The organism is Tunturiibacter empetritectus, assembly GCF_014201375.1.
Taxonomy (GTDB): domain Bacteria; phylum Acidobacteriota; class Terriglobia; order Terriglobales; family Acidobacteriaceae; genus Edaphobacter; species Edaphobacter lichenicola_D.
Genome location: NZ_JACHDZ010000001.1, coordinates 710716 through 733690, shown reverse-complemented (window position 1 = coordinate 733690; position 22975 = coordinate 710716). Strand labels below are relative to the sequence as shown.

General features: G+C 57.5%; 15 protein-coding genes, 1 tRNA gene and 1 pseudogene. 6 read left to right on the top strand and 11 right to left on the bottom strand.

From position 1 onward, the window contains the following. Positions 1-132 precede the first annotated feature (132 nt). Both HDF10_RS03215 and HDF10_RS03210 read right to left on the bottom strand, forming a co-directional pair. Positions 133-2130: a tetratricopeptide repeat protein gene (locus HDF10_RS03215; RefSeq protein WP_183810356.1), complete on the bottom strand. Its 1998-nt coding sequence runs from the start codon at positions 2128-2130 to the stop codon at positions 133-135. Then, on the bottom strand, positions 2085-5633 hold the full coding sequence (locus HDF10_RS03210) for a carboxypeptidase-like regulatory domain-containing protein (protein ID WP_183810354.1): 3549 nt from the start codon (positions 5631-5633) through the stop codon (positions 2085-2087). Before HDF10_RS03210 ends, HDF10_RS03215 begins: the two co-directional genes overlap by 46 nt. Before the next feature lie 763 nt (positions 5634-6396). Here HDF10_RS03210 and fucP point away from each other — a divergent pair. Continuing rightward, positions 6397-7707 carry an L-fucose:H+ symporter permease gene (gene fucP / locus HDF10_RS03205; RefSeq protein ID WP_183810352.1) on the top strand — a complete coding sequence of 437 codons (1311 nt, stop codon included), beginning with the start codon at positions 6397-6399 and terminating at the stop codon, positions 7705-7707. A gap of 28 nt (positions 7708-7735) precedes the next feature. Next, entirely contained in the window at positions 7736-8167 is a 432-nt protein-coding gene (gene fucU / locus HDF10_RS03200; protein WP_183810350.1) for an L-fucose mutarotase, read from the top strand. Between the two features lie 264 nt (positions 8168-8431). On the opposite strand, the gene HDF10_RS21165 is transcribed toward fucU, so the two are convergent. From HDF10_RS21165 to HDF10_RS03185, 3 genes are all read right to left on the bottom strand, one after another. Beyond that, positions 8432-10699 carry a glycoside hydrolase family 36 protein gene (locus tag HDF10_RS21165; RefSeq protein WP_183810348.1) on the bottom strand — a complete coding sequence of 756 codons (2268 nt, stop codon included), beginning with the start codon at positions 10697-10699 and terminating at the stop codon, positions 8432-8434. 71 nt (positions 10700-10770) lie between these two features. Next, positions 10771-11835, bottom strand: coding sequence for a zinc-dependent alcohol dehydrogenase family protein (locus tag HDF10_RS03190; RefSeq protein ID WP_183810346.1), 1065 nt, complete (start codon positions 11833-11835; stop codon positions 10771-10773). Between the two features lie 238 nt (positions 11836-12073). Continuing rightward, the gene (locus HDF10_RS03185; protein WP_183810344.1) at positions 12074-13108 is read right to left on the bottom strand and encodes an aldo/keto reductase; all 1035 of its coding nucleotides are present in this window, start codon (positions 13106-13108) and stop codon (positions 12074-12076) included. A 163-nt stretch (positions 13109-13271) separates the two neighbouring features. Between HDF10_RS03185 and HDF10_RS03180 the strand changes: the two genes are divergently transcribed. Together HDF10_RS03180 and HDF10_RS03175 are read left to right on the top strand one after the other, a co-directional pair. After that, entirely contained in the window at positions 13272-14273 is a 1002-nt protein-coding gene (locus HDF10_RS03180) for a LacI family DNA-binding transcriptional regulator (protein WP_260177577.1), read from the top strand. A gap of 171 nt (positions 14274-14444) precedes the next feature. Beyond that, positions 14445-15530, top strand: a complete 1086-nt coding sequence (locus tag HDF10_RS03175) for a Gfo/Idh/MocA family protein (protein WP_183811529.1) — start codon at positions 14445-14447, stop codon at positions 15528-15530. 428 nt (positions 15531-15958) lie between these two features. Here HDF10_RS03175 and HDF10_RS03170 read toward each other — a convergent pair whose 3' ends face one another. Continuing rightward, positions 15959-17626 carry an alpha-L-fucosidase gene (locus tag HDF10_RS03170; RefSeq protein ID WP_183810342.1) on the bottom strand — a complete coding sequence of 556 codons (1668 nt, stop codon included), beginning with the start codon at positions 17624-17626 and terminating at the stop codon, positions 15959-15961. A 133-nt stretch (positions 17627-17759) separates the two neighbouring features. Here HDF10_RS03170 and HDF10_RS03165 point away from each other — a divergent pair, with 133 nt between their 5' ends. Beyond that, the gene (locus HDF10_RS03165; protein ID WP_183810340.1) at positions 17760-18119 is read left to right on the top strand and encodes a hypothetical protein; all 360 of its coding nucleotides are present in this window, start codon (positions 17760-17762) and stop codon (positions 18117-18119) included. 337 nt (positions 18120-18456) lie between these two features. After that, a pseudogene (locus tag HDF10_RS20765) lies at positions 18457-18623 on the top strand (IS110 family transposase); the annotation flags it as partial. A gap of 467 nt (positions 18624-19090) precedes the next feature. Here HDF10_RS20765 and HDF10_RS03160 read toward each other — a convergent pair. From HDF10_RS03160 to HDF10_RS03140, 5 genes are all read right to left on the bottom strand, one after another. Further along, a tRNA-Leu gene (locus tag HDF10_RS03160) sits at positions 19091-19177 on the bottom strand. A 133-nt stretch (positions 19178-19310) separates the two neighbouring features. Then, a complete protein-coding gene (mak, locus tag HDF10_RS03155; RefSeq protein WP_221271385.1) occupies positions 19311-20231 on the bottom strand; it encodes a fructokinase in 921 nt (306 codons plus the stop codon). A gap of 50 nt (positions 20232-20281) precedes the next feature. Further along, complete coding sequence (locus HDF10_RS03150) at positions 20282-21337, bottom strand: Asd/ArgC dimerization domain-containing protein (RefSeq protein ID WP_183810338.1); 1056 nt, start codon at positions 21335-21337, stop codon at positions 20282-20284. Between the two features lie 78 nt (positions 21338-21415). After that, complete coding sequence (pssA, locus tag HDF10_RS03145) at positions 21416-22255, bottom strand: CDP-diacylglycerol--serine O-phosphatidyltransferase (RefSeq protein ID WP_260177576.1); 840 nt, start codon at positions 22253-22255, stop codon at positions 21416-21418. Further along, positions 22255-22905 (bottom strand): phosphatidylserine decarboxylase, encoded by a 651-nt coding sequence (locus tag HDF10_RS03140; protein ID WP_183810336.1) that lies wholly within the window; start codon positions 22903-22905, stop codon positions 22255-22257. Before HDF10_RS03140 ends, pssA begins: the two co-directional genes overlap by 1 nt. Positions 22906-22975 lie beyond the last annotated feature (70 nt).

Below are 22975 nucleotides of genomic sequence, written 5' to 3'. Positions count from 1 at the left end.
TCCTGTCTTGTATTGCGACGGATGAAGCCGGCGTGGCCGAGAAACCCGCATCGCAGTGAACATCTGTCAGAACTGAACATCTACCTGCTTAGTGGAAGTGTTCAACTCCACGCGCTAGATCGGTGGTAAAACTCACTTAAACTTAATGAGACTGCTATCCGGTTCCTCTTGCGCAATCACCCTGACTGACCTGGCGAATCTTTCACGTTTCATTCGTTCGGAGACTTCCAGGGCTTGTTTCGCCGACTCTTTATCGCCGATCTTGAGATAGAGGCGGCCGAGCTGATAATGAACATTGCCGTCCATGTCATCTGCAATCCCCGAGGTTAGCTCCGTGATAGCTTCCTGCGTATGACCCGTCTCCGCATACACTCTGCCGAGCAGGGCATGAACGTGAGAAAGCCTCTCTGGCTTGTTGTGCAGAGCCTTCTTGAGGTACGGTTCCGACCCTGAGAAATCTTGCCGATCGCAAAGAATCTCTCCCATGACGGAGTTCATCTCCGGGTCATCTGGATTCGTCGTCAACGCTTCTTCTGTTAGCTTTTGAGCCTCGTTAAGCTCGGAGTCGGCGATCAAGGTCAGAGTTAACCCTAGCAAGGCTCCCGCGTCGCCGGGCAAAAGTGTCAAAGCCCTGCGATACTCCTGTTCCGCTTCCTTGTACTGCCATCGTTCGCGGTAGACGTCCCCGAGCAAAATGTGCAATCTTGGCGAGTTCGAGTCGATGGCGCTTGCATGGGCCAGCGCTTCGGCGGCTAGGCGTTGCCCCGACTTTGTCTCCCAGTACATCCCCTCGGCCTCGGTTGGTGCACGAAGCGCCAGTTTCTGGCCAACGGCAAAAGCGGTTTCGTATTTCCCCGAAAAATAGGAGCAGGCTGCCAGCACCCTCAGGTCTTTCTCCTGAAGGACCTGAAGCCGTGCGCCGAGCAGGACGCTGCATGCACCATAATGCCCGTTCGCATACGCGGCCCTCCCATCGATCATTGGATTTCCGCGCCGCAGCTTCGAGCGATCCACTGTAACGGCCCGCGCTGGCGACGCCGCATTCTCTCCTCCGTCAGCATCGTTGTCGATCAGGACAGAGAGAAGTTCTTCGTCTGTTTCTCCGGCGGCAATGCGCTCCTGCACAGCCCGCCGTAACGCCACCATGTTCGCCTGCGGAGGTCCCGCGCTGAGCAGCGAAGCGTTGACGCGCAAAAAACCTTCATCGGCTTCCCATATCTCCGTGATCAGCCTGACGGCTTCCGCCACGAGGCCTTGCTCGACCCGTAGCTTGGCAATACCTAGTCTCGCCAAAAGCGAACCCGGATTTAACTTGAACTCAGCATTGAATTCGCGCTCCGCTCCTTGAAGATCGTGCTGGTTCAGAAGCACGAAACCGTACGACGCATGAACTCCCGCGGGAAGCGCCTCGGATACAATTGCTGTCTTGTACGCCTCCGCCGCTCGAGTGAACTCGCGCTGCCCAACGTAACTATCCGCCACAAGGGCATGAAAAAAAACTGAGTCCTTATGCCGCTCCAAAATAAGGCGGGCGTCAGCCTCGACTTGTTCCAGATACGCTACCCCCAGGTGAAACCAGGCCTCGCCGTTGCCAGAATCCAAGTGTGCGACCTGGGAAAATGAAGCGATTGCCAGGCGCGTCTCCCCAAGGGCCGCGTAGGCTTTGCCGAGCGCTAACTGCACCTGAACGTCCCCTGGCTTGATGAGCACGGCTTGTTTGAGACAGACAATCGCCTCCTGAAGGCGCCTGAGCCTCAGATTCTCAAGCCCCAGGAAGAACTGGGGGACAAACAGATGGGGGTTCAGGCGGAGTGCCTGCTCAAAGGAGGCGATGGCCTCTTCGTGATTCCCGGTCTGGTAGTCCATAAGGCCAAGGTTGGCGTGCAACTCGGCAAGATCGGGCTGAACGGTCACAGCCATGCGATAGAAGCCGGCTGCTGCAACAAAATCTCCTCTGGCCTGGGCTTGTTGCGCCGAAGCCAGAAGGGATTCAATATCTGCGGGTTGTTGGGAGACCGCCGCCCCCAGCACCGGCCAGAACACGAGAGCGGGCCAGATCACGGCGATCCATTTGAATAGACGCATCACCAAATCAGTCTGAGCCCAGCTTGCATCTGTCTGGGGGCCCATGCCTCGGTAATCGTACCAAAACCTCCGCCCATGACCGTTTGCGGGGCAAAGTAATTGGTGTGATTCAGTGCGTTGTACATGTCCACTCGGAACTGCCCACGCACGACTTCTTTCCAGATTGGAAAGAACTTCTGAATGCTCAGATCCCAATTTGTGTAACCTGGGGCGCGCAGGTTGCTGAAGTATCTAGGCGCGTTGCCCGTGGTCCAGGGAGCAGCAACAGAGAACGCCGCGCCTGACTGACCGGCCGGTGTGTTGTTGAACCAATGCAACCGGTTCTTGTCCGAGACACGGATATCGCCCACCACGTCTACGTGCTGGCCGACACCGAAGTAGTTCAGACCATTTCCCGAGCTCCCGATGGCAAGAGGAAAGCCATCCTTCAATGTGACGGCCCCGGAGGTCTGCCAACCGCCGACCACTGTATCTATGGCTCTGTTCATCCCGGCGCCGAACTTCTTGCCCCTTCCTACGGGAAGTTCGTAGACGTAGCTAACGACAAAGCTCTGCGGAGTGTCGGTGGCATCGACGGTCCTCTCGGCCCCAAGGTTGTAGACATTGCGAACTGTATTGGTACCACTGGCAGTGGCCCAGTCAGTCGACCCGCCGACGTCGTCAAGAAACTTCGAAAACGTGTAGGAAGCCATCACCGTCAGCCCTTGAGAGACCCGATGCGTGTAGTTCAAGTCCAAGGCGTCGTAATACGAATCGCCCGCCGGAGCGTTCTGTTCGGTGATATCACAGAACTCCGGATGCGGTCTCAGCAGTTGGCCTTGCGAAACCGTGGGCTGATCGAGATTGCAGCCGCTGGAGGTGATGTGACCATAAAATGGATTCGCGACTTGGTTTGTCAGACCGTTGCCCAACGAGAAGAATTTCGTTGGGTCGATCTGGTTATAATTGAGGCCGCTGGCGGTCACATGGACGCCGCGGTTTCCAACGTAAGTGACTTCAAGCGCATCATTTGGCGTCAGAGCGTACTGGACTCCCAGCATCCACTGTTGAACATAAAAGCTCTTCCGGTCACGCGTGATCGCGGTGGCGCTATAGCCCACATTCGTCAAGCCACCGTTGGCGCTGCCCGTGACCGGCACAAGGCCGCTGGAGAAGGCAGTGCTCAGGGTGTTCGCCGGCGTGTAGCCATCCGATTGGGTCGCCACATACGGGGTGTCGGAACTGAATCCGGGTGTCGGACCGGTCCCCCGGAAGCTGGGCGGATAGAAGATGCCAAAGCCGCCTCTCACAACGAGATTTGGCAATGTCTGATAGGTAAACCCGACTCGCGGAGCGAAGTTTTTGTAGTCAGGATTGAACAACCCTCTGTCGCCCGGCGAAGCATACACCAACTGGCCCGTATAGCTGCCGCCCGCGGAAGAACTGATGGGATTAACGGCCTTGTAGTCGAACCAAGTCTGCCGGTTGTGACGCTCCGTCACCGGGAGCTGAAGTTCCCACCGGATTCCGGCATTCAGTGTGAATTTACTTGTCGCTTTCCAATCGTCCTGCACGTAGATTCCGTGAAACCAGGTCCGTGTAATCGGAAATATCGCGATACCTGTCTGGCCAGAGAAGGGCGTTCCCAGCAGCATCGACGCAACCGAGTCGCCTGTACCCGCAGTCACGTTGCTGGGGTCCGGGCCGGCGGTGAGGATATTGCTGAAATTGAAAGGCGTCGGATGGTACCTCCCGCCGTTCTCGTCGACCGCAATTCCCATGTATCCGAAGGACAATTGATGTGCGTTCAGCACCTTTACGAAATCCACGGATCCGCTGGAGGAGGCGCGCGGGAACGCGCCTTGGCCGGCCCCGGCCAAAGGCCCTTCCGATTCATAGTTTGTCACGGTAATCACCGGGAATTGCGGAGAGTTGGTGTCGACAAACGAAGGCAGGCCGATGGACGAGGACTTGAAGCCGGCGCTCTGCAGGTTGTTGCCTTCAACCCATTTCATTCCGCCCAGGTTCACGCTCATAGTGAAGGTCGGAGTGAAAACCTGGCTAGCGCCGAGGGCGAGACTCCAGCGATTGTTGGGATTGGTCTGGCCCGGACCTGCCGGATTGCTCGCTCCATAGTAAGACGGAGATTCGTCTTTGGATTCGTTTTTGTGCGAGAAGCGTCCGTAAATTCGAGTCTTGTCACTGATGTTGTCGTCGATCCTACCGCTGAATTCGTCGGACGTGTCATTGGCAAGCCCCGAAGCGCTCCAGTTGTTCGTCAGGCTGCTGTTGATCGGCTTCGGGTAGTAGTTCACCAGGGCTTGGCCCACGGAATTGATGCCTCTGGTTGACTCGGCCAGATTATTACCGGAGATAGGATCGCGAATCCATACGGTTTTTCCCGTGTTGGGGCCGCTCGTCGCAGTGACCTGCCTGGTCGTAAAAGGATCATAGATCTGCCCTGCCAAAATCGGACGGTCCAAAGCATCCGTCCCTATCGGGGCGCCGAGGAGCGCCGAGAAATCTCCGCTGCGGAAGGCCGGGATGGGCACCGTTCCCAGCGAGGCCGTTTCCGCGCTTTTGTCCCTGTGGCCTTCGTAATTAAAGAAGAAGAAGGTCTTATTCCTCTGCTCGTAGACCTTCGGAATGTATATGGGACCGCCAACAGCTACGCCGAACTGATTGCGGTGAGAGTTCGGGCGCGGGGTGCTGGAGAGATTGTTGAAGTAGTTGTTCGCGTCAAGGGCGCCGTTGCGCAAATACTCGTAGACACTGCCGTGCAGGTGGCTGCCGCCCGACTTAGTCACTACGTTGACGACATTTCCCGTGCTCCAACCGTATTGCGCGGTAAAAGAATTCTGTTGAACCTTGAACTCCTGAACATTGTCCGGAGATGGAACGTAGATCACCCCGCCCCAGCCTTCGCTCGTGTCCCATAGACCATCAACAAGGAACGCCGTGGTTCCAAAAAAGCCGCCGCCGAAGTTGAAGAACGAGATATCCTGGTCGGCCGACCCTTGTTCGCCGTTGGAGGCAATGGCCTGTTGTTGCGACGCATTGTTGACCGATGAGTTCAACTGTACAAAGCTGAATACATTCCGTAGATTGAGCGGCAGTTGCGTGATCAGTTCGGACGAAATCTGTGTGCCGATGTTGGCATTGTCAGTTTGCAGCAGAGGAGGCGCCGTGGTCACGAGGACTTCCGCGGTTGCACCTACAGTCAGCGTTATGGTCAGGGTGGCGGACTGGCCAACCTCAAGCTTGATCTGCTGCTGTTTAAAGGTCTTAAATCCCGGAGCCTCTACGGTCAGGGTATAGACCCCCGGCGGTACAAGCGAGAAGGAGAAGGTTCCTTCGGCGTCCGTTTTGAAGTCGCGCGTAACTCCGTTCTCGGTGCTGGTTAGTGTGACATTGACGTTCGGGACGCGCGCTCCGGAGGGATCGGCAATCGCACCCGACAGTGAAGCCGCAGACGCCAGCGTCTGGGCATGGACACCGGGTGCAAGAACGCTGATTGCGAAGCTGGCGAACAACGACAAGAAGAACGAACTGCATTTCAGTTTGAGCATTTATCTCCTTCTTTCCTGCAAGTACATCGCTACCTGTAACGTTACACACCCGATGGCGCGAAATTATCGTGAATTGCCGTGCTCGCTGTCAAGTACTTTTTTCTGGCTTCTGCGGTCGGGCTAGAGAACATTAAAGCCATTCGTCTACATGAGGATGGGGTCTAGGACTTCGGCTCTCGGTCTGCCTTCCTGAGCGCTCCAGCTCAGCCCGACTTGTGGCCATTGCACCCGGACTGAAGGACATCCGTTCAGAAAACAAGCGTTCGCGACCCGGCACCTTGCAATCCTTGCAAGAGGCCTTGATCGTCTCGGGACCGTGAGCACAAAGACCTGAGGACAAAGATAATCAACTGAACAAACAGCCTTCGTTGCATCAATTCCATGAAAGTGCGCATCGGCAGATGGAACCTCAAGGGCCCCGGATAGAACATCCCAATCGAGCTCACCCGTGACCCTCCGGCCAAGATGCCTCAACTGGCACCTGCGACTAGGAATTGTGATGCTAAACTCGATGGCCTTAAGCTCAGTACACATCTGACCTGCAGGCGGGCTTGACGCTGTCCATCAACTCCTTTTTCTCTACCCTTTCCACGCAGAGTCAATCCGCAACTGGGAACGGATAGCGGTTGACTGAGACGCCCCCTGAGTGCTACATCATGAATCAACTTGTTTTCGTTTACTGTATCGCTGTCTGCAGCAAGAATTCTCAAGCCTAGTTGCAAATGACTTGCCCGTATGTGCATCCCACGATGGGAAAAGGACTATGCAGACAACCGTCAAATGTTCGAACGATAGCCCGGTCTCGACACGGCTGATCCAGCACGGAGCGCTGGTGCCCTTCGCCCTCGTCACTTCGCTGTTTTTTCTGTGGGGTATGCCGAACAACCTCAACGACGTGCTGATCCGCCACTTTATGAAGTCGTTCGAGATCTCCCGCTTTCAGGCGGGGCTGGTGCAGTCGGCTTTTTACATGGGCTATTTCCTGCTGGCCACCCCGGCCGCGCTGTTGATGCGCCGATACGGCTACAAGCTTGGAATAATCTGCGGCCTGTTGCTGTTTGGCACCGGGTGCTTTCTGTTCTGGCCCGCTGCGCAGATCGGCCGGTATTCGTTCTTTCTCGGCGCTTTGTTTGTCATCGCCAGCGGTCTTTCCTTCTTGGAAACGGCGGCCAATCCGTTTATCGCCCAGTTGGGCGACGCGTCGAGCGCGGCCCGGCGGCTGAACTTAGCGCAATCGTTCAACCCGCTGGGCGCGATCAGCGGCGCGCTAATCGGTACGCTGTTTATCTTCTCCGGTGTGGAACTGACCGGCGATCAGATTCGCGCGATGCAGAGGGCCGGAACTTACGCGCACTATCTACAGACCGAGACGCTGCGCGTGGTGACGCCGTACCTGGTCATCGGCGCCGCCGCAATCCTGCTGGCGATTCTCGTCGCGTGGGCGCGCTTCCCCCCGGTTTCGGTGCAGAGCCATGAGGGGACGTTGGGCATGCCAGGCCATGGCGCCTATCGGGAACTGCTCCGCTATCCGCACTTTCTGCTCGCGATTCTGACGCAGTTCATGTACGTGGGTGCGCAAGTGGGCACCTGGAGCTACTTCATTCAATATGTACAGGACTCGGTGCATGCGCCGGAGAGGGTGGCCGGCTACTTCCTGACCGGAACACTGGCCGGATTCGGCATTGGCCGCTTTGCATCGTCCTTCCTGATGCGCTGGATCCGTGCCGACAAGCTGATGGGAATCTACGCCATTGTCAACATGGCTCTGGTAGCCATTGGCGTCCTACATCCTGGATGGGCCGGTCTGTGGGCCATTTTCCTCAGCTCGTTTTTCATGTCGGTAATGTTCCCGACGATTTTCGCGCTGGGGTTGAACGATCTCGGCGAGAACACTAAGATCGCCGCCTCGTTGCTGGTGATGGCGATTGTGGGTGGCGCGGTGCTGACGCCAGCCATGGGCCTGCTCGCCCGTTACGGTATTCAGATCGCCTACTTGGTGCCGATTGCCGGGTACCTGGCCGTGATGGCGTACGCCTTCTGGGGTTGCCATGTGAAACCGCGGGGACGCGGTTGAGCGCTTATTTTCAGACAAGGAGCAAAAGATGCTGAAAGGGATTTCGCAAGTAATCACCCCAGAGCTGCTGGCGGTGCTGGCGCGCATGGGGCATGGCGACGAGATTATTTTGGCCGACGCGCATTTTCCCGGCCATTCGATCGGGCCTCAGGTACTACGCGCCGATGGACTCACGGTGGCTCAACTGCTTGACGGCATTCTGCCACTCTTCGAGTTGGACTCCTACGCCACGCCGCTGACCATGATGGCTGCGTCGGCTGGCGACACTCTCGATCCGGAGGTCGAGGCCGACTACCGCGCGGTGATCCGCAAGCACGTTGCCGGCGATCCGAAGCTGGAGCGTATCGATCGCTTCGCCTTCTACGAGCACGCGAAAGGTGCCTTTGCGATTGTGATCACAGGCGAAGTGCGCAAGTACGGCAACCTGCTGTTGAAGAAAGGCGTTACTCCCGCCGTGTAAGCACGCGGAGCGTTACCGGACTGCTGAGGCGGCGGAGTGCGGGCGGACTGAGGCCCGAACCCGCCTCGTCTCGGAGCAGCCCTCGCCGTGGGCGGGCCGGATCGTCCCGTGCGACACATTGTGCTGAAGCTCCGACCAGCCGGGCGCGATGCGCTTCCAGTCTTCTAGGCGTCCGGGGCAAGTCCGAGGCGATGCTCCGGGCATTGCAGCTCTTTCCGCACAAACCGGCGACAAGAGGGAGGCAGCCGCGACAACTCGTGAGCGCTACGCCGAGAGCAGGCAAGCCATCCGTTTTCTTGGAAACTCAATCTGCAGGCGTCCACCCGCGACGGCGGCCTGGATTCCAAGATTTCTGGGATAAAGCAATCTGGCGTCCCGGTAGGCCCAGGGAATCTCGATGGTTGCGGGGCCATCGATTCTCCAGACTCCCACGAGTTTCTGTTCCGCAGACCGCATACCCAGGGCAACCGCCGCCTCCGCATTGGTCACATCTGACAATCCAAGTGGATAGAAGGGAACCGCCTCGGGAGTGTGCTTGCGAACGATCTCCTTATACACGCGGATGCCTTCCGCCACTTGGTTCCATGCATTGGCCGACAGTTGGTCGAGACGGCCACTTTGGTGAATGCGGCACATCGCCGCTGTGACCATGTTGAAGCTGGCGGCATCGGGGTCCGAGTCCGGCACTGGGTAGGACCAGATAGCCAGTTGCTCCGGCAGCACGGCCGCCGAGGTCCCCACCAGAATCGCCGGCAATTTCAGATAATCTTCCTGGTCTGTCATCGACTGTATCTGGAGCCGGCTCAGCATCGCATAGTCCATCCGTCCGCCGCCGCTGCCGCAGTTCTCGACGATGAGATCGGGATAGCGGGCCAGCATGCTATCGATCCATGCAAGGTGGGCGCGGTTGTGTTCAAGCAGGCCCTGTCCGAAGCTGTCCGCGTCGAGTTCGGTTCCCTGCAACGAATCGATGTTGTAGTCCATCTTGATGTAGCCCATGCCGTATTCGTTCACCAGCCGTGCGATCACCTGATCGAGATAGGTCCGTACCGCGGGATTCCGGAAATCAAGCAACAGCCGCGAGTTCTTCAAAACTCTTTTACCGTGGCGCACAAAGAACCAGTCATCCGGCTTCTGAGCCAGAAGCGACTTTGGCCCCGCAACCTCCGGTTCGAGCCAGAGTCCCGGAACCATGCCGGCTTGTCTGATCTGGTCCATGACGAACTTCAGGCCTCGTGGCCAGCGAGTGGATGAGGCCTGCCACGAGCCGAGGGTCTGGCTCCAGTCCTCGTTGATGTCGGCATACCATCCGGCATCGATTACAAAGTACTCGCAACCCACCTTGGCCGCAGCGGCGATCAACGGCAGTTCCTTGCTTTCGGTTGGATCGCCCCACAGGCAGTTCATGTAATCGTTGAAGATCACCGGACAACTGGCATTGCGGGGATGCGGCATCGAGCAAGCAATCCGCCGGTAGCGCGTCAATTCCTCGACGGCCTCGGAGAATCCGCCGCTTACACAGCCGATCGCGATAGGAACGGTCTCGTAGGTCTCCCCTGGGTTCAGGCCTTTCCATGCGGCGGAATGGAGATCGTCCGGGCCGCCTAGATACGCATAGACATCGTCGGCATAATTGTCGCGCGCCGACACATTCGAGATCTCCCAGTGCCATGAACCGTTATGCTCGATCTGCCAAAACCAGGTGAGGCCCAGCGCGACGTTTTCAACCATCGCCATGGGCAGATACCGCTCCGTCGACCAACTGCCAATGCTCCCTGCCTCCGCCGCGGACCAGCTTGTCCGCTCGTTTTCCACGAATCCCAGTTCCGACGGACGCAGGGTGTGCCATTGTCCCTCGGCCATCCAGCTGTTCACGGCAAGATGAATCCGCAGTTCGCGGTCGAAGTTCTGCGGCAGGCCAAGCCCGTGCAGCATCGCCGAGCTTAGAAACTCGATCCCCACCCGGGCATTACCGGTATTGGCGACCCGCGTATGACGCCTGACGACGCGAACCCCCTCGAAGGCTTCGTAGACGGACTCGACCTTCAGGTTCAGCAGGGAGTCAGAGTGCATACACACCAGGCGCTTGCCGAGTGGGCCTTGCTCCTCGCGCCGCCCCTCAAAGAGCAGCCGCGTCCCCGGTTGGCCAGTCCCTGACTTCATGCCTTGATCCGGTGAGTTCTCTCCACTGCATTGAAGCGCGACTTCGACACCCGAGGAATGGTCCGCTCCCAACGACACCGCGTCGGTTGGCACTATGCGTTTCTGACGCAATCTGCCGGAAGCGATCTCGAAAGGAAAGAGCAGTCCGCCAGGCTTCCAGATAAACGATTCAGAACCCGCCGGCTCAGCCATAAGACACGGAACACGCGGCGCGAATGTACCGAGCGTCAATGCCCCGCTTGACATCAAGAAAGTTCGACGATCCATATGCGTCTGCTCCATAATGCTGGCGAGTTCGAAAGACCGCCGTTGACCTTGCGTACTAGTGGACTGAATGGACAGCTTCTTCAGAAGCGCGGTCTCGAACACCTCTTGAGGCTCCTTCTTCGTCCAGCCGCGCCGTGTCTTCGCGCATCCCCGTGGCGCCTGCGGCGGATCTTCTACTCCAGTTCCTCATCCTGACAAACTGCCACTTTGCCGCACTTGCCCGAAGACATTAGCGCGTACGCCTCATCGGCCTTCTCCAGCGGAAAGCGGTGCGTAATGATCTCGGCCGGATGCAGGTTCCAGCGCACCAGTCGCTCCACCAACTCCTCCATCAGCCAGATCGAGGTCACCCAGGAGCCGTAAACCGTTTTCTGGTCGTGAATCATGTCGGGCGAGGGAGTGATGGTCATCGAGCCGCCTTCGCCGATCAGCGCGATTCGTCCCCACTTCCGCGTTGCCCTCACGGCAGTGGTGCTCGCCGCCGCGTTGGCCGAGCAGTCCACCGCCCGCTCAACACCCATGGAGCCGGTCAGCGCCTTCACCTCGGCCACGTTGTTCTCGCCGGAGGCCAGCACCGCGTCGCAAAGTCCCAAGTCAATGGCGATTTTCATCCGCGCGGGAACCACGTCGATGCCGATGATCTTCTCCGCGCCCAGCTTGCGGCAGAGCGCGGCCGTCGCCAATCCCACAGGCCCCAGTCCGGTAATGAGCACGGCATGGTTGCCGTCGATGCCGATCTTCTCTAACGCCTCGTAGACCGTGCCGAATCCGCAGGCCACCTGCGCCCCGTCGGCATAGCTGAGCACATCGGGCAGGGCGATCAAATCCTTCTCTTCGGCGAGCATGAACTCGGCCATGCCGCCATCCCGCTGCCATCCGTAGGCGCGGCGGTACCTCTGGCTGGTGCAACTGATCATATAGCCGCGCCGGCAGTCGTTGCAGAGCCCGCAGCCGGAGATGTGGTAGACGATCACGCGATCGCCCCCACCGAAGCGCCGGCAACCCGGCCCAGTTTCCACAATCTGCCCGCACGGCTCGTGACCGGCGATCATGTCCTGATAGCCCTCGGGGCCCTTACCGAGATGCTCGTGATAGATACAGCGGATGTCCGATCCGCAAATCGTCGAAGCCTTCATCCGCAGCAGCACCTCGCCGTGGCCCGGCTTCGGTACCAGCACCGTCCGCATTTGCACTGTCGAATTCCCCGGCAAATACGCCGCCCGCATGGTCTCCTGCATTGCTCTCTCCCGTTCCTTTGTCCCTTGGCGACCCCGTCGCGGAATTGCAATCGCCGCGAAAGTGTCCCTCGGGTAGCTATAGCCCTTGGATTTGATTCGCATGGTTGACACAAACGCCCCCCGTGACCTTACAAAACAGCGGCGGAGGCGAGTTTTTCAGCAGCCTGTTTAGCCGTACCCTTTCAAAGTCGGCTTACGCCACTGGCTGTTCGCCATATTCATTCATCCCTGCCCCTGCTTACTGCCGAATCACGCCATCCACATCCCACAAATCTTCCCAACTCTGCCCCTCCTTCCACAGAAAGACCTGTCCCTTGATGAGCCGACAGTTGCGGTCGATTCCCGCAATCGCCTTCATCTCGTCGCCGGTCAGCGGATCGCTCATCACCGCCTCAAGATTTTGGCGATAGTGATTCACTGAAAACGGTATCGGAATTTGTCCGCGCTGCATCGCCCACTTCAGGCACACTGCCGAAGGATGCACGCCGTGCTTGGCTGCAATCTCACGTATCACCGGATCCTCGGTGGGCGATGTGTCCTCGGGCGTGCGGTCACGCTCGGGCCGTCCTGGCGAACCCAACGGGCAAAAACCAATCGGGCGAATTCCGTTGGACAGGCAGAAATCAAAGAGTTCCGGCTGCTGAAAGTGCGGATGCAACTCCATCTCGTTGACCGCCGGCCGGATGCGCGCGTCCGCGAGCACCAGCTTCAGCTTTGGCGCAGTCATATTCGAAGTGCCGATCTGACGCACCAGACCCTGCTCCACCAGATCTTCCATCTTCCGCCAAGTCTTCATGTAATTCTCGTGGATGTAGGGTCTGGCGTTGGCCGAGCGCGAGTTGACGTCGCAGCCCGACCGATGGAAGTTGGGAAACGGCCAGTGCACAAGAAACAAGTCAAGGTATTCGATCCGCAGATCGCTGAGCGACTTCCTGCACGACGGAATCACATCCGCCTCGCCGTGCTTGTCGTTCCACAACTTCGAAGTGATCCACAGTTCCTCGCGCTTGATACCGGAGCGCATCACCTCTTCCAGAGCCGCGCCCACCTCGGCTTCGTTCCCGTAGACCGAGGCGCAGTCGAAGTGCCGGTAACCAATTCTCGCCGCGCCCCTGACCGCATCGGCCACCTGCGTGGGCTCTACATGGTCGGATCCGAAGGTGCCCAGGCCAATGGCCGGCAGCCGGTCACCGGTTGCAAGCGCGTGGAAGGGGATTACTGCGGGATCGATGGCGCGGTCGCTCGAGTGGTCGAGAGCGGTGGGTGGATGCATGCAGGTGTGTCCCCGAATCATAGATTAAGATAATAATAGGTAACGTTACCTGTAACGGCAATTAGTTTATTGCGATCCTATTCCACCGTCAAGACGTATTATCCGGCTTTGCGTGATTCAGCAGCTTGAGCTTCGCGGTACACTCGTTTTTATGGCTACGCGCTTGAAAGACATCGCGGAGGATCTGGGGCTCTCCGTTATCACTGTGTCGAAAGTTCTACGCAATCATCCCGATATAGCAGACAATACCCGGCGACGCGTTCTGAAGCGCATGCAGGAGTTGAATTACCAGCCGAACACGGCGGCCCGTTCCCTGGTGACCGGAAGAACCATGACGCTGGGGCTGGTTGTGCCCGATCTGTTGCATCCCTTCTTTGCCGTTATCGCTAATGCCATTACGACCGAGATCCGCAAGCACGGTTACAGCCTGCTGATTGCCTCCTCGGACGAGGAACCGGAACTGGAGGTCCAGGAGATCCGCCAGATGCTGGCCCGGCGCGTCGACGTTATTCTGGTTGCCTCGGCTCAGTGGAGCCTGGAGAGCTTCCGACAGATCGAAGAACAGAAGGTGCCTTACGTCCTGCTTGACCGCCGCCTGTCCGGCTTGGAGGCGAACTACATCGGCGTGGACGATGAGGCCGTCGGCGTCTTAGCCACCGAGCATCTGATCGAACAGGGCTGCCGTTTTGTTGCGCATATCCGTGGTCCGGAGGTGAGTACCGCACTCGGGCGGCTGGAGGGCTACCGTCGCACGCTCGCCTCCTATAATCTGACACCGCTGCCGGGACATATCGTCACGCTTGGCGCCTCCGGGGATCACCGCGGTGAGGGCGGCGGCTACCAGGCCGCACAACGATTGCTGGCTGTACAGCCGCGCCCGGATGGCATCTTCTGCTTCAACGACCCCTCGGCTCTGGGCGCCATGCGTGCGATTCTTGATGCTGGCCTGCGCATTCCTGAAGACATCGCCGTGATTGGTTGCGGCAATCTCCCCTCCTCCGACTTCTTGCGCGTGCCGCTTTCCTCGGTGGATCAAGGCAGTGAAAGCATTGGAAAACAGGCCGCCGAGCTGGCTCTGCAGTTAGCACAAACGAAGCTTCCTCTGCCGCCGCGCGCCGAGCTCATGCTGCCAAGACTGGTGGTGCGCGCCTCAAGCCGGAGGTAGTCTTTTCCCTCCGCAGACGGTCCGCTGGCGGCCTAGTTCGCCGACGCGAAATCGAGCATTGATTCATTGGTACGAGCCTTACGGAGAATGGAATTGCACTTGCGCTCGATAGTGCGAGATTTCCATATATAGCCAATCGTGTGCTCACTCTTCTACACTTCTGTGGCGCTGATGAATGTACCTTTGGAGCAACCGGAAATTTCGACGACGATGCGCCCGGACAAACCTCGACCTATCGTCATCTTGGGAGCGGGAGGAATCGTTCGTGACGCTCACCTTCCGGCATACCGGAAAGCAAAATGGCCGGTAATAGGCATTGCAGACGTCTTCGAAGAGAGGGCGGCGCAGTTGCAGGCGGAGTATCAGATCAACCGTTCGTTCGGTAGCATTGCGGAAGCTGTCGCCTTTGCGCCTGAGGATGCAGTCTACGATTTGGCTGTTCCCGCATCTTCGATCCTCGAAAGCTTGAAGTTCCTGCCAGACGGCGCGGCCGTGTTGATGCAAAAGCCAATGGGGGAGACGCTTGTAGAGGCGATCGACATTCTCCATCTATGCCGTAAAAAGCGGCTTACAGCAGCCGTCAACTTTCAACTTCGGTGGTCTCCAAACTTGCTGAAAGCCGGTGAGTTGATGAACAGCGGAGCCATAGGATTCATTCATGATTTCGAGCTGCAGGTAAGCTGCCGGATGCCCTGGGAAAACTGGGAGTTTCTAGCGAGCGCGTCGCGCCTGGAGGTTCTCTACCATTCGATCCACTATCTCGATCTAGCTCGCGCGTGGCTCGGTGAACCGCGCAGCGTCTATGCAAAAACAGTTCGCAGCCCCCGTTCTCCGCGTCTAGCTGCCACCAAGAGTGTAATTGCCCTTGATTATGGCGATTGGGTACGCTCCTACATTGCGACAGATCACAGCAACGCGTACGGCCCTGACCATCAGCGCTCGTTCGTGCAGATTGAAGGTACAAAGGGAGCGGTTCACGCCCAAATCGGCGGCAACCTTGATTATCCGAATGGGTTGCCGGACACTTTGGACTTCGCACCAGAAGGAGGATCGTGGAGGCGTCTAGCAATTGGGGGCAATTGGTTTCCGGATGCATTTGTAGGCTCAATGGGCTCACTCCAAAGTTTCCTCGAAGGGAGTAGCGATGTGTTGCCAACGAGCGTCGAAGATGCAATCCACACGATGGCGCTTGTCGAAGCGGTATACGAATCAAGTGACGCAGGCGGGACCCAAATACCCCTTTCGTCTACTTCGTGAGTCGTCGGATCATTCATACAATTGTCCAAGAGATCCATCTCATGTGTGCGTGCTAACCAAGCAGTCCGCGTCTAGCGAGTTCAGATAGGTCTCGGGCTTCGAAAGGAAGGTTTACCTCATGCTTGAATCCCGCCCGTGGCTGTTCTCGATTGTGGCACTTGGTTTCTTGTCACTGTTTTGTTGTTGTTTCGTTGACCTGTGCTGAGTGACGCCCTGCGCGGAACGCCCAACTCGTGAACGTCCGTCCAGCCAACATGCAAAGGTGGTGACTGGGTACTCACCAGGAGGCCGATAGCCTAGCAACATGGATTACGCAGCTGGCCTCACCTCTCTAGTGACTCGATGAACCGAGCCAACGGAGAGTGACCCAGATGCTTCGTCACTACCGCGAAGACAATGTAGCGCGGCATCAAGCTCCAAACCCCTCCTCAGACAAGGATGCGGAAAGAGTAAGCGTCAAGGATCGCGGGACTTCGTGACGGAAGCGTGATCTCCAGCGCCTGTGCGGTCTGCTGAAATTCCAGGCGTCCGGCATTGCCAAGCATCTCTATGCCGCGAATTGGCTGCGAATAGGTAGAATTCCCCTTCGCGAGTGTCTTCACGCGGAGAACGCCGTCGCGCGGCCAGCCAAGAGCAAATACGTATAGCTGGTTGCCTTTGCGCGTGAAGCGGATATCTTCCGCAGTGTAGGGGCGGGCGTGCTGTTCGTTGAAGTTGTGCGACCCGGTCACGTCCGGCGGACCCTCGCCGTAGACAGCGAACGGTCTCGTGCCGTAGATGGCCTCTCCATTCACCGCCATCCAACGCCCGAAGTCGCGCAGGAACTTGTGCTCATCTTCATCGATAGTGCCATCGCCACGAACCGGGATGTTCAGCATCAGATTACCGTTCTTGCTTACGATGTCGATGAGGATCTGCGCCACGGTGCTCGGCCGCTTGTACGTGTGCTCGTCGAAGTGCGAACGGCGGTAGTGCCAGTCACCAATGCAGGTGTCTGTCTGCCAGGGAGCCTCGAGGATGCCTTGCGCGCGGCCGCGTTCGATGTCCAGCATTGTCGCACCCATGTGCTCGGCCGTGTACTCCTTGGCTGCCACCACGGCCTCCTCGCTACCGTTGTGCCAAAGCATGTTCGCGTTGTAGTAGTGGGCGACAACATCCAATCCAGCCTGGCCAAATGGCAGCTCCGAATCGTCGAAATACAACATGTCCGGCTTATATTTGTCGATCATCTCCTTGCAGCGCAGGAACCACCTTCGGGTGAACTCCGGGTTCATCGGCGGCGGCTCTTCATGCCACTTGCCATCGCCGCTCTCATGCCAAACATTCGCATCGGCGATGGTCTTTAAGCCGTCCGGCATCACGATGTTGCGGCCTGTGTAGAGTTCCTGCGGATCGAATCCATCCCACCACTGGCCTTTGCCATCCTTCTTCATCAGCGTGTAGGCGTCGTAGCGAAGGCCCGCCATCGGACCTTCCGGATCGTAGCCGTATGCCGGCTGTAGCCAATGCCATGCGTGCGAAGCGTGATTTGAAATGCCGAATCGAAGGCCATGCTGGCGCACGATCTTTTCCCACATGCCCACAATGTCCTTCATGGGGCCGACCTTGGTAGTGTTCCAGTGGTTGTAGGTGGAATCAAAGCAGTCCAGGTTGTCATGATGACAACCCAGTGCATAGAAGTACTTCGCTCCCGCCTTGACGTACAAGTCCATTAACTGTTCAGGCTGCCAGCGTTGCGCCTTCCACATGTGGTCGATGTCTTTGAAGCCCACCTTGGAGGGATGCCCATAGGTTCTGCAGTGGAACTCATACTGAGGGCTGCCTTGGATGTACATGTTGCGTGCATACCAATCGCCCTGCTCCGGGACGCACTGTGCCGTCCAATGCGCCCAGATACCAAACTTCGCGTCACGAAACCACTCCGGCATGCGCCATTGCTTCAGAGACTCCCATGTTGGCAGATACTTGCCTTTCATGATCTCGTTCGTAGCCGAGCCGTTTGTCTGCGCTCGAAGGTAGCGGCTCAAAGGAACAGCCGCTGCAGCTAACGCACTCCGTTTCAAGAGCGCACGCCGGGACAAATCACCTGAAGTCATTCGATCCTCTCCAGCGTAATGATAACCGGCCTCTTGGCTTCTGCTCTATGGAACCCGTGCATGTGGACTTTATAGCTGCGTTGGAACCCACATTTTTGCTTCGGCATTCAAAGGAATCGATTAGCCTTAGAAAATGAGCGAAGTCATCCGGATGGCGACGAGCGTTCATGAGGCCCAATGGGCTGCGAGCGGGGTGGCGTTGGCTGTCTCTTCTATTCAGATTTCTCTCGTTTCCATCTCGGTCGATATCTTTCCCGCCACCAACCCGGACGCCAAGTGGAATTCCATCAGATCGATCGAAAGACGCATAAGCGCGTCCACCAATCTCAGAGTATCGATATCCTCCAAAGCCGAATCGCCTTTCAGTGTGCGCCAAGGCAAGTTCGTCAGCGCAATCTGGCCCATCGTCCCCGGGGAGAAGGACATCGCCATCACCTTCTGCACCGACTCCGCTCTCACCGTAACTCCCGGCTGGGACAACGTAACCGGCTAAGGTGAACCGAACGGCCTGCCATCTATCCAAGGCGTCACCGGCAAGACCAAAGGAGCCGTCCTAACCAAATAAATATAACCAGCTTCAAAAACCGGTGGCGCACCGAGACAAGTTCTCGATGCGCCTTATGAGTTTTTGGTTACGGGCTTTGCAAAAGTCCCCGCGACAAATGCTCGGGTGAATTTTCGCTGGCGCTCAACCGTCCCACACAGGCATCCCGCGAGATTTGTTGTCGACGAGGGGATCGGCATGCCGGTAACGGCTCGCCATCGTGCTGCATTGCGCGAGACAGCTCGTCGAACGTGACGTGCTCGTCAGGACTAGGCTGCGACCACATGGGAGAGATTCGGCACTTCGACAGTGGGGGCTAAACCTCGCAGTTCGAGGCAGTAAGCAGGCCAAGAGCAGGTCGTTGTCGCGGTGGCTCGGAAGCTAGCCGTTCTGCTCCACCATATCTGGGTTACGCAGGAACTATACGTGCCTTTCTACAAAGTAGCAGCTTGAGGTTTGATAATGTTTACCTGTTGCGAGGACACCGTGTTCCGATGACTGCGAGCCAATTTTGGTCTTCAAGACCGGCCGATAACTGGCAGCATCGACTCTCCTCTCGAACCCCAACCGGCACCGAGCTTGCATCAAAACAGCTCATTAAGTGTGCGAATAGAAATACGGTGGAGAGCAGCTTGCAGCGTTACCAACAACAAAAGCAAAACTCTGATTAAGGAAAAACACCCTTGACACCAGTGACCTGCTCATAGAAAGTCGGCTTCTCGCAACTGCGCGGCCCGTTTCCAGACATCCCCTGCTATGCATGGATCGGCTCCACTGAATATGCTGCAGTGCTGTCCTGGGTCGTATCGATGCATCACCTAGCTTGCGGTCAAAGTGGAAGTCGCGCTAAGTGAACGCCACCAAGCAATTTAGCCTCTCGGTGTTCGAGGGGCTAAATTAAAATAAATTTTTTAGAATCTTGGTGCCGGGAGGGGGGGTCGAACCCCCACGAGGTTGCCCTCGGCGGATTTTGAGTCCGCTGCGTCTGCCAGTTCCGCCATCCCGGCCTTTTGCCTTGCCCGCACAGAGGCTAATCCAATCGCCGATAATCATCGAAAAAAAGCGCATACTGAATTCAATCTCCGAATCAGTAGGCTCTTTCTTTTAAGTATCGCATAGCATCAGTTGATCCGCATCTTCTCAAATTCGTTTGTTAGGCCAAAGCCATGCCGCGCCGCGGACCCCGCTGGAATCTCCATACTTTGCCTGCACTACGGGCGTCGATGCCTCACCTCCAAAGACATACTTCGGCAGCAACTTGGGCAAGGCATCATAGATATGCTCCAACCTTGATACACCCCCACCAACCACAATGACATCCGGATCCAGTATGTTGATCACATTGGACAAGCCGCGCGCCAGACGATCTTCGAACCGCTCCACGGTCTCCGCCGCAGCCTGATCACCTGCAGCGAAGTCAGCAACGATCTCTCGCGTAGTCCGCGCTCTGCCGGTGACCGTCTTGTAATCCAACGCGATCCCAGTGCCCGAGACCCACATCTCCATACACCCATTCTTCCCGCAGTAGCATGCAGGCCCAGGAGATTCTTCCGTCTTCGGCCACGGCAGTGGATTGTGCCCCCATTCGCCTGCAACTCCGTTTGGACCGTCGTGGACGCATCCCTCCAGAGCAACTCCCCCTCCGCACCCAGTCCCCAGAATCACGCCATACACAAAGCGCACACTGGCGGCGGCACCGTCCGTCGCCTCTGACACCGCAAGACAATTTGCATCGTTAGCGACCCGTACCTCGCGACTGAGCGTAGCCATCAAATCTCTATGAAATGGTCGGCCATTCAACCACGTTGAATTGGCGTTCTTAACCAGCCCTGTAACTCTCGAGATAGTACCTGGAATTCCGGCCCCCACCGTGCCGGTCTTTCCGGTCTCCGCTTCCATTCGATGAACCAGCGCAACCATCGCTTTGATCGTTGCCTCATAGTCATCTCGAGGCGTATCGACACGATGCCGAGCCAACTCAATCCCGTGCTCATCGATGGCAAGCGCCTCGATTTTTGTCCCACCAAGATCAATCCCGATGCGCATCCCGATCTCTGCCATTGAGTCTTCCAATCCCTTCACTTGCTATTCAAAACGTAGGCACACCGAACCTACTGCACCTTGCCGCGGGGACGCAACCTGCGCAGCTCCGCACCACATGCAATCGCATTCAGCGCCGCAAGCTTCAGGTTGTCCGCAGCGAGCCAAAGCCAGAAGCGCCTTCCTCGCTCGTTCTCCCCAGAGTCTCCGCTTACTCGGACCATAATATCCTCCTGCCCCGCCGCGCTCAGGTTGCTCGGCGGATCGGATTCCTCGCTGACAATGTCTATATGTTCTCCGCCCAGCGCTGCCTCTATCTCTTCCTTGGTCGCCTCTGCCGAAAACTCCACCAGCATCGAAACGACATATCCGTGAAACACCGGTGCCTGAACGAGCTGCAGCGCCAGCTCAGGCAGTAGCGAATCAGCAAGCCCGGCATAGTATTTGCGGATACGCTTTTCGGTCGCGCTCAACTTCACCTTCGCGGCATCGCCCAGCGAAGGCAACAGGTTGAATGCCACCTGCGCATCATACTGTTCCCGTGGCAGCGTCTGAAACGAAAGCAGCGTTACCGTCTGTTGATGCAACTCATCCATCGCGGCACGACCATACTCTGACGCAGGCTCCATAACGGTTGCAGCAACACTCGTCAGAGCCAGCTTCGCGTGCAGTCTTCCAGCAACCAGGGCAAGCATCACGGCGACCGGATGCGCAGCCACAAGAGCAGGCGTCTTCAAATCCGGCTCCGGGCTTGCAAGCGCGGCTTTGTCTGCAAGCACCTCAGTCACCCAGGGCGCTCGAACCAGAACATCCTTCTCGCCATCCAAAGCATAAGTCAGGTCGACAATACTCGCGCCTGCACGTCGTGCCACCTGCCAATATTTCTTCGTAACATCTGCATCGCCAGCAAAAAAAACGAAGTCCATCCGTTCGAAAGACGATGCCTCAAGCCGTTGTATAAACACAACCTCATCGCCAGCGGCAGTCACTTGTCCCGCAGCCTCTTCTTCGTCGAGCAGCACAAAATCCGATGCGCCGAGCGACGACTCACCCAACTCCTCACTCAGCTCCTTACCGGCGAGCGAAGATGCCCCAACGATTCCGATCCGATACATTTGTTCCGCCATATTGTCCTGAATGTCGTCGCGATCTGAGGTCCCGCAGCGCCAGACTATTATCTTATCCGCCCTTTGCACATCACTGGACTACACCGTGGAGTGCCGTCGCTCTCTACCCCACGAATACGCAAGCCGAGCCACCACACCAGAGACCAGATACGCCATCGCCAGGATGATCAGCATGTACTCCGAATAGAGCACAATCAGCGCTCCTATAAATGCTATTACCGCCACCAGTTGAAAGGGATGACGCTTGCCGAGCGTGATCTCTTTTGCACTCCAGAACCGCCAGTTGCTCACCATCAAAAAGCTGGTGAACAGCAGCAGGCACAGCCATACCAGCGCTATCCACGGGCTGTCGATCGGCGATCCATGCTGAAAGTGAATCACTGAGCTGATTACGCCCGCACCCGCTGGAATCGGCATGCCCACAAAATACTTCTTGCCCGGCCGCCCCGGATTGCGAGGCTGCGGATTGATGCTGATGTTAAATCGCGCCAGTCGACTGGCACCGCAGATCAGAAAGATAAAGCAGACAAACACTCCGATATGCACGATCTGTTGACGCGCCTCCGGGTGCGCCATCAGCGGCAGCATACGGAAACCCCAGATATAAGCCAACAGACTCGGCGCCACGCCAAACGTAATCACGTCCGCCAGCGAATCAAGCTCTTTTCCAAAGTCGCTCGTCGTGTTGGTCATGCGTGCGATGATGCCGTCGAGCCCGTCGAACAAAACGGCAATCCCAAGCGCCAGCGCAGCTCGATCAAAGTAACTCTGGTCTGCAACCGACCCCTGAATACTCTGCGTAATCGCGTAGTATCCAGCGGCCATATTGCCCGCCGTAAATAACGAAGGCAGCACATACATCCCGCGGCTAGGCTGACGCCTTATCTTCCCGTCGGTCCCGATCTGCGCGTCCTCCATCAAGCCACCACTGCAGTCGTGTCTCTTAGCGATTGCTCGGGGAGCACGGCCAGCACGGTCGACCCACCCTTCACGCGAGCCCCCGTCTTCACCTTCAAATTCGCCGCTGCCGGCATCAGCACATCTACCCGCGACCCAAATTTTATAAGTCCGATTCTCTGTCCGCGCTCCACCCGGTCGCCCACCTTTAGATTACAAACGATGCGCCGCGCCAACAGTCCTGCGATCTGCTTGAAGCTGACCTCATATCCACCGGCATCGATCGTGATCAGAGTCTGCTCGTTGTTCAACACCGACTCCGGCTTCATTGCATTCATAAATTCGCCCTTGCGAAACTCGCATACCTTCACGACTCCGCCCACCGGCGACCGGTTCACATGCACATCAAAGACATTCAGAAAGATGCTGAGCCGCAACCGGCTCCCGCTAATCGTCTCGATCCACTCCGCTTCTGTCACCACACCGTCGCCAGGAGACACAATCTGTCCCGGCGCCTGCGGAATCGTCCTGTTAGGATCGCGAAAAAACCACAAAAAGAAGGCCGCCAGCACCACCGGTAGCGCCACTAACGCAATCGGCATGTTCAGATACCAGAGCGCCGCCGCCACAACCCCGAGCCCTAAGGCATAGAAAAAACCGTCTCGCACCATAAGTGACTCGATTATAAGGCCACGCACACCTCAGCCCCGAGCGCAGCCCCACTCCGGCCTGTCGCCTCCA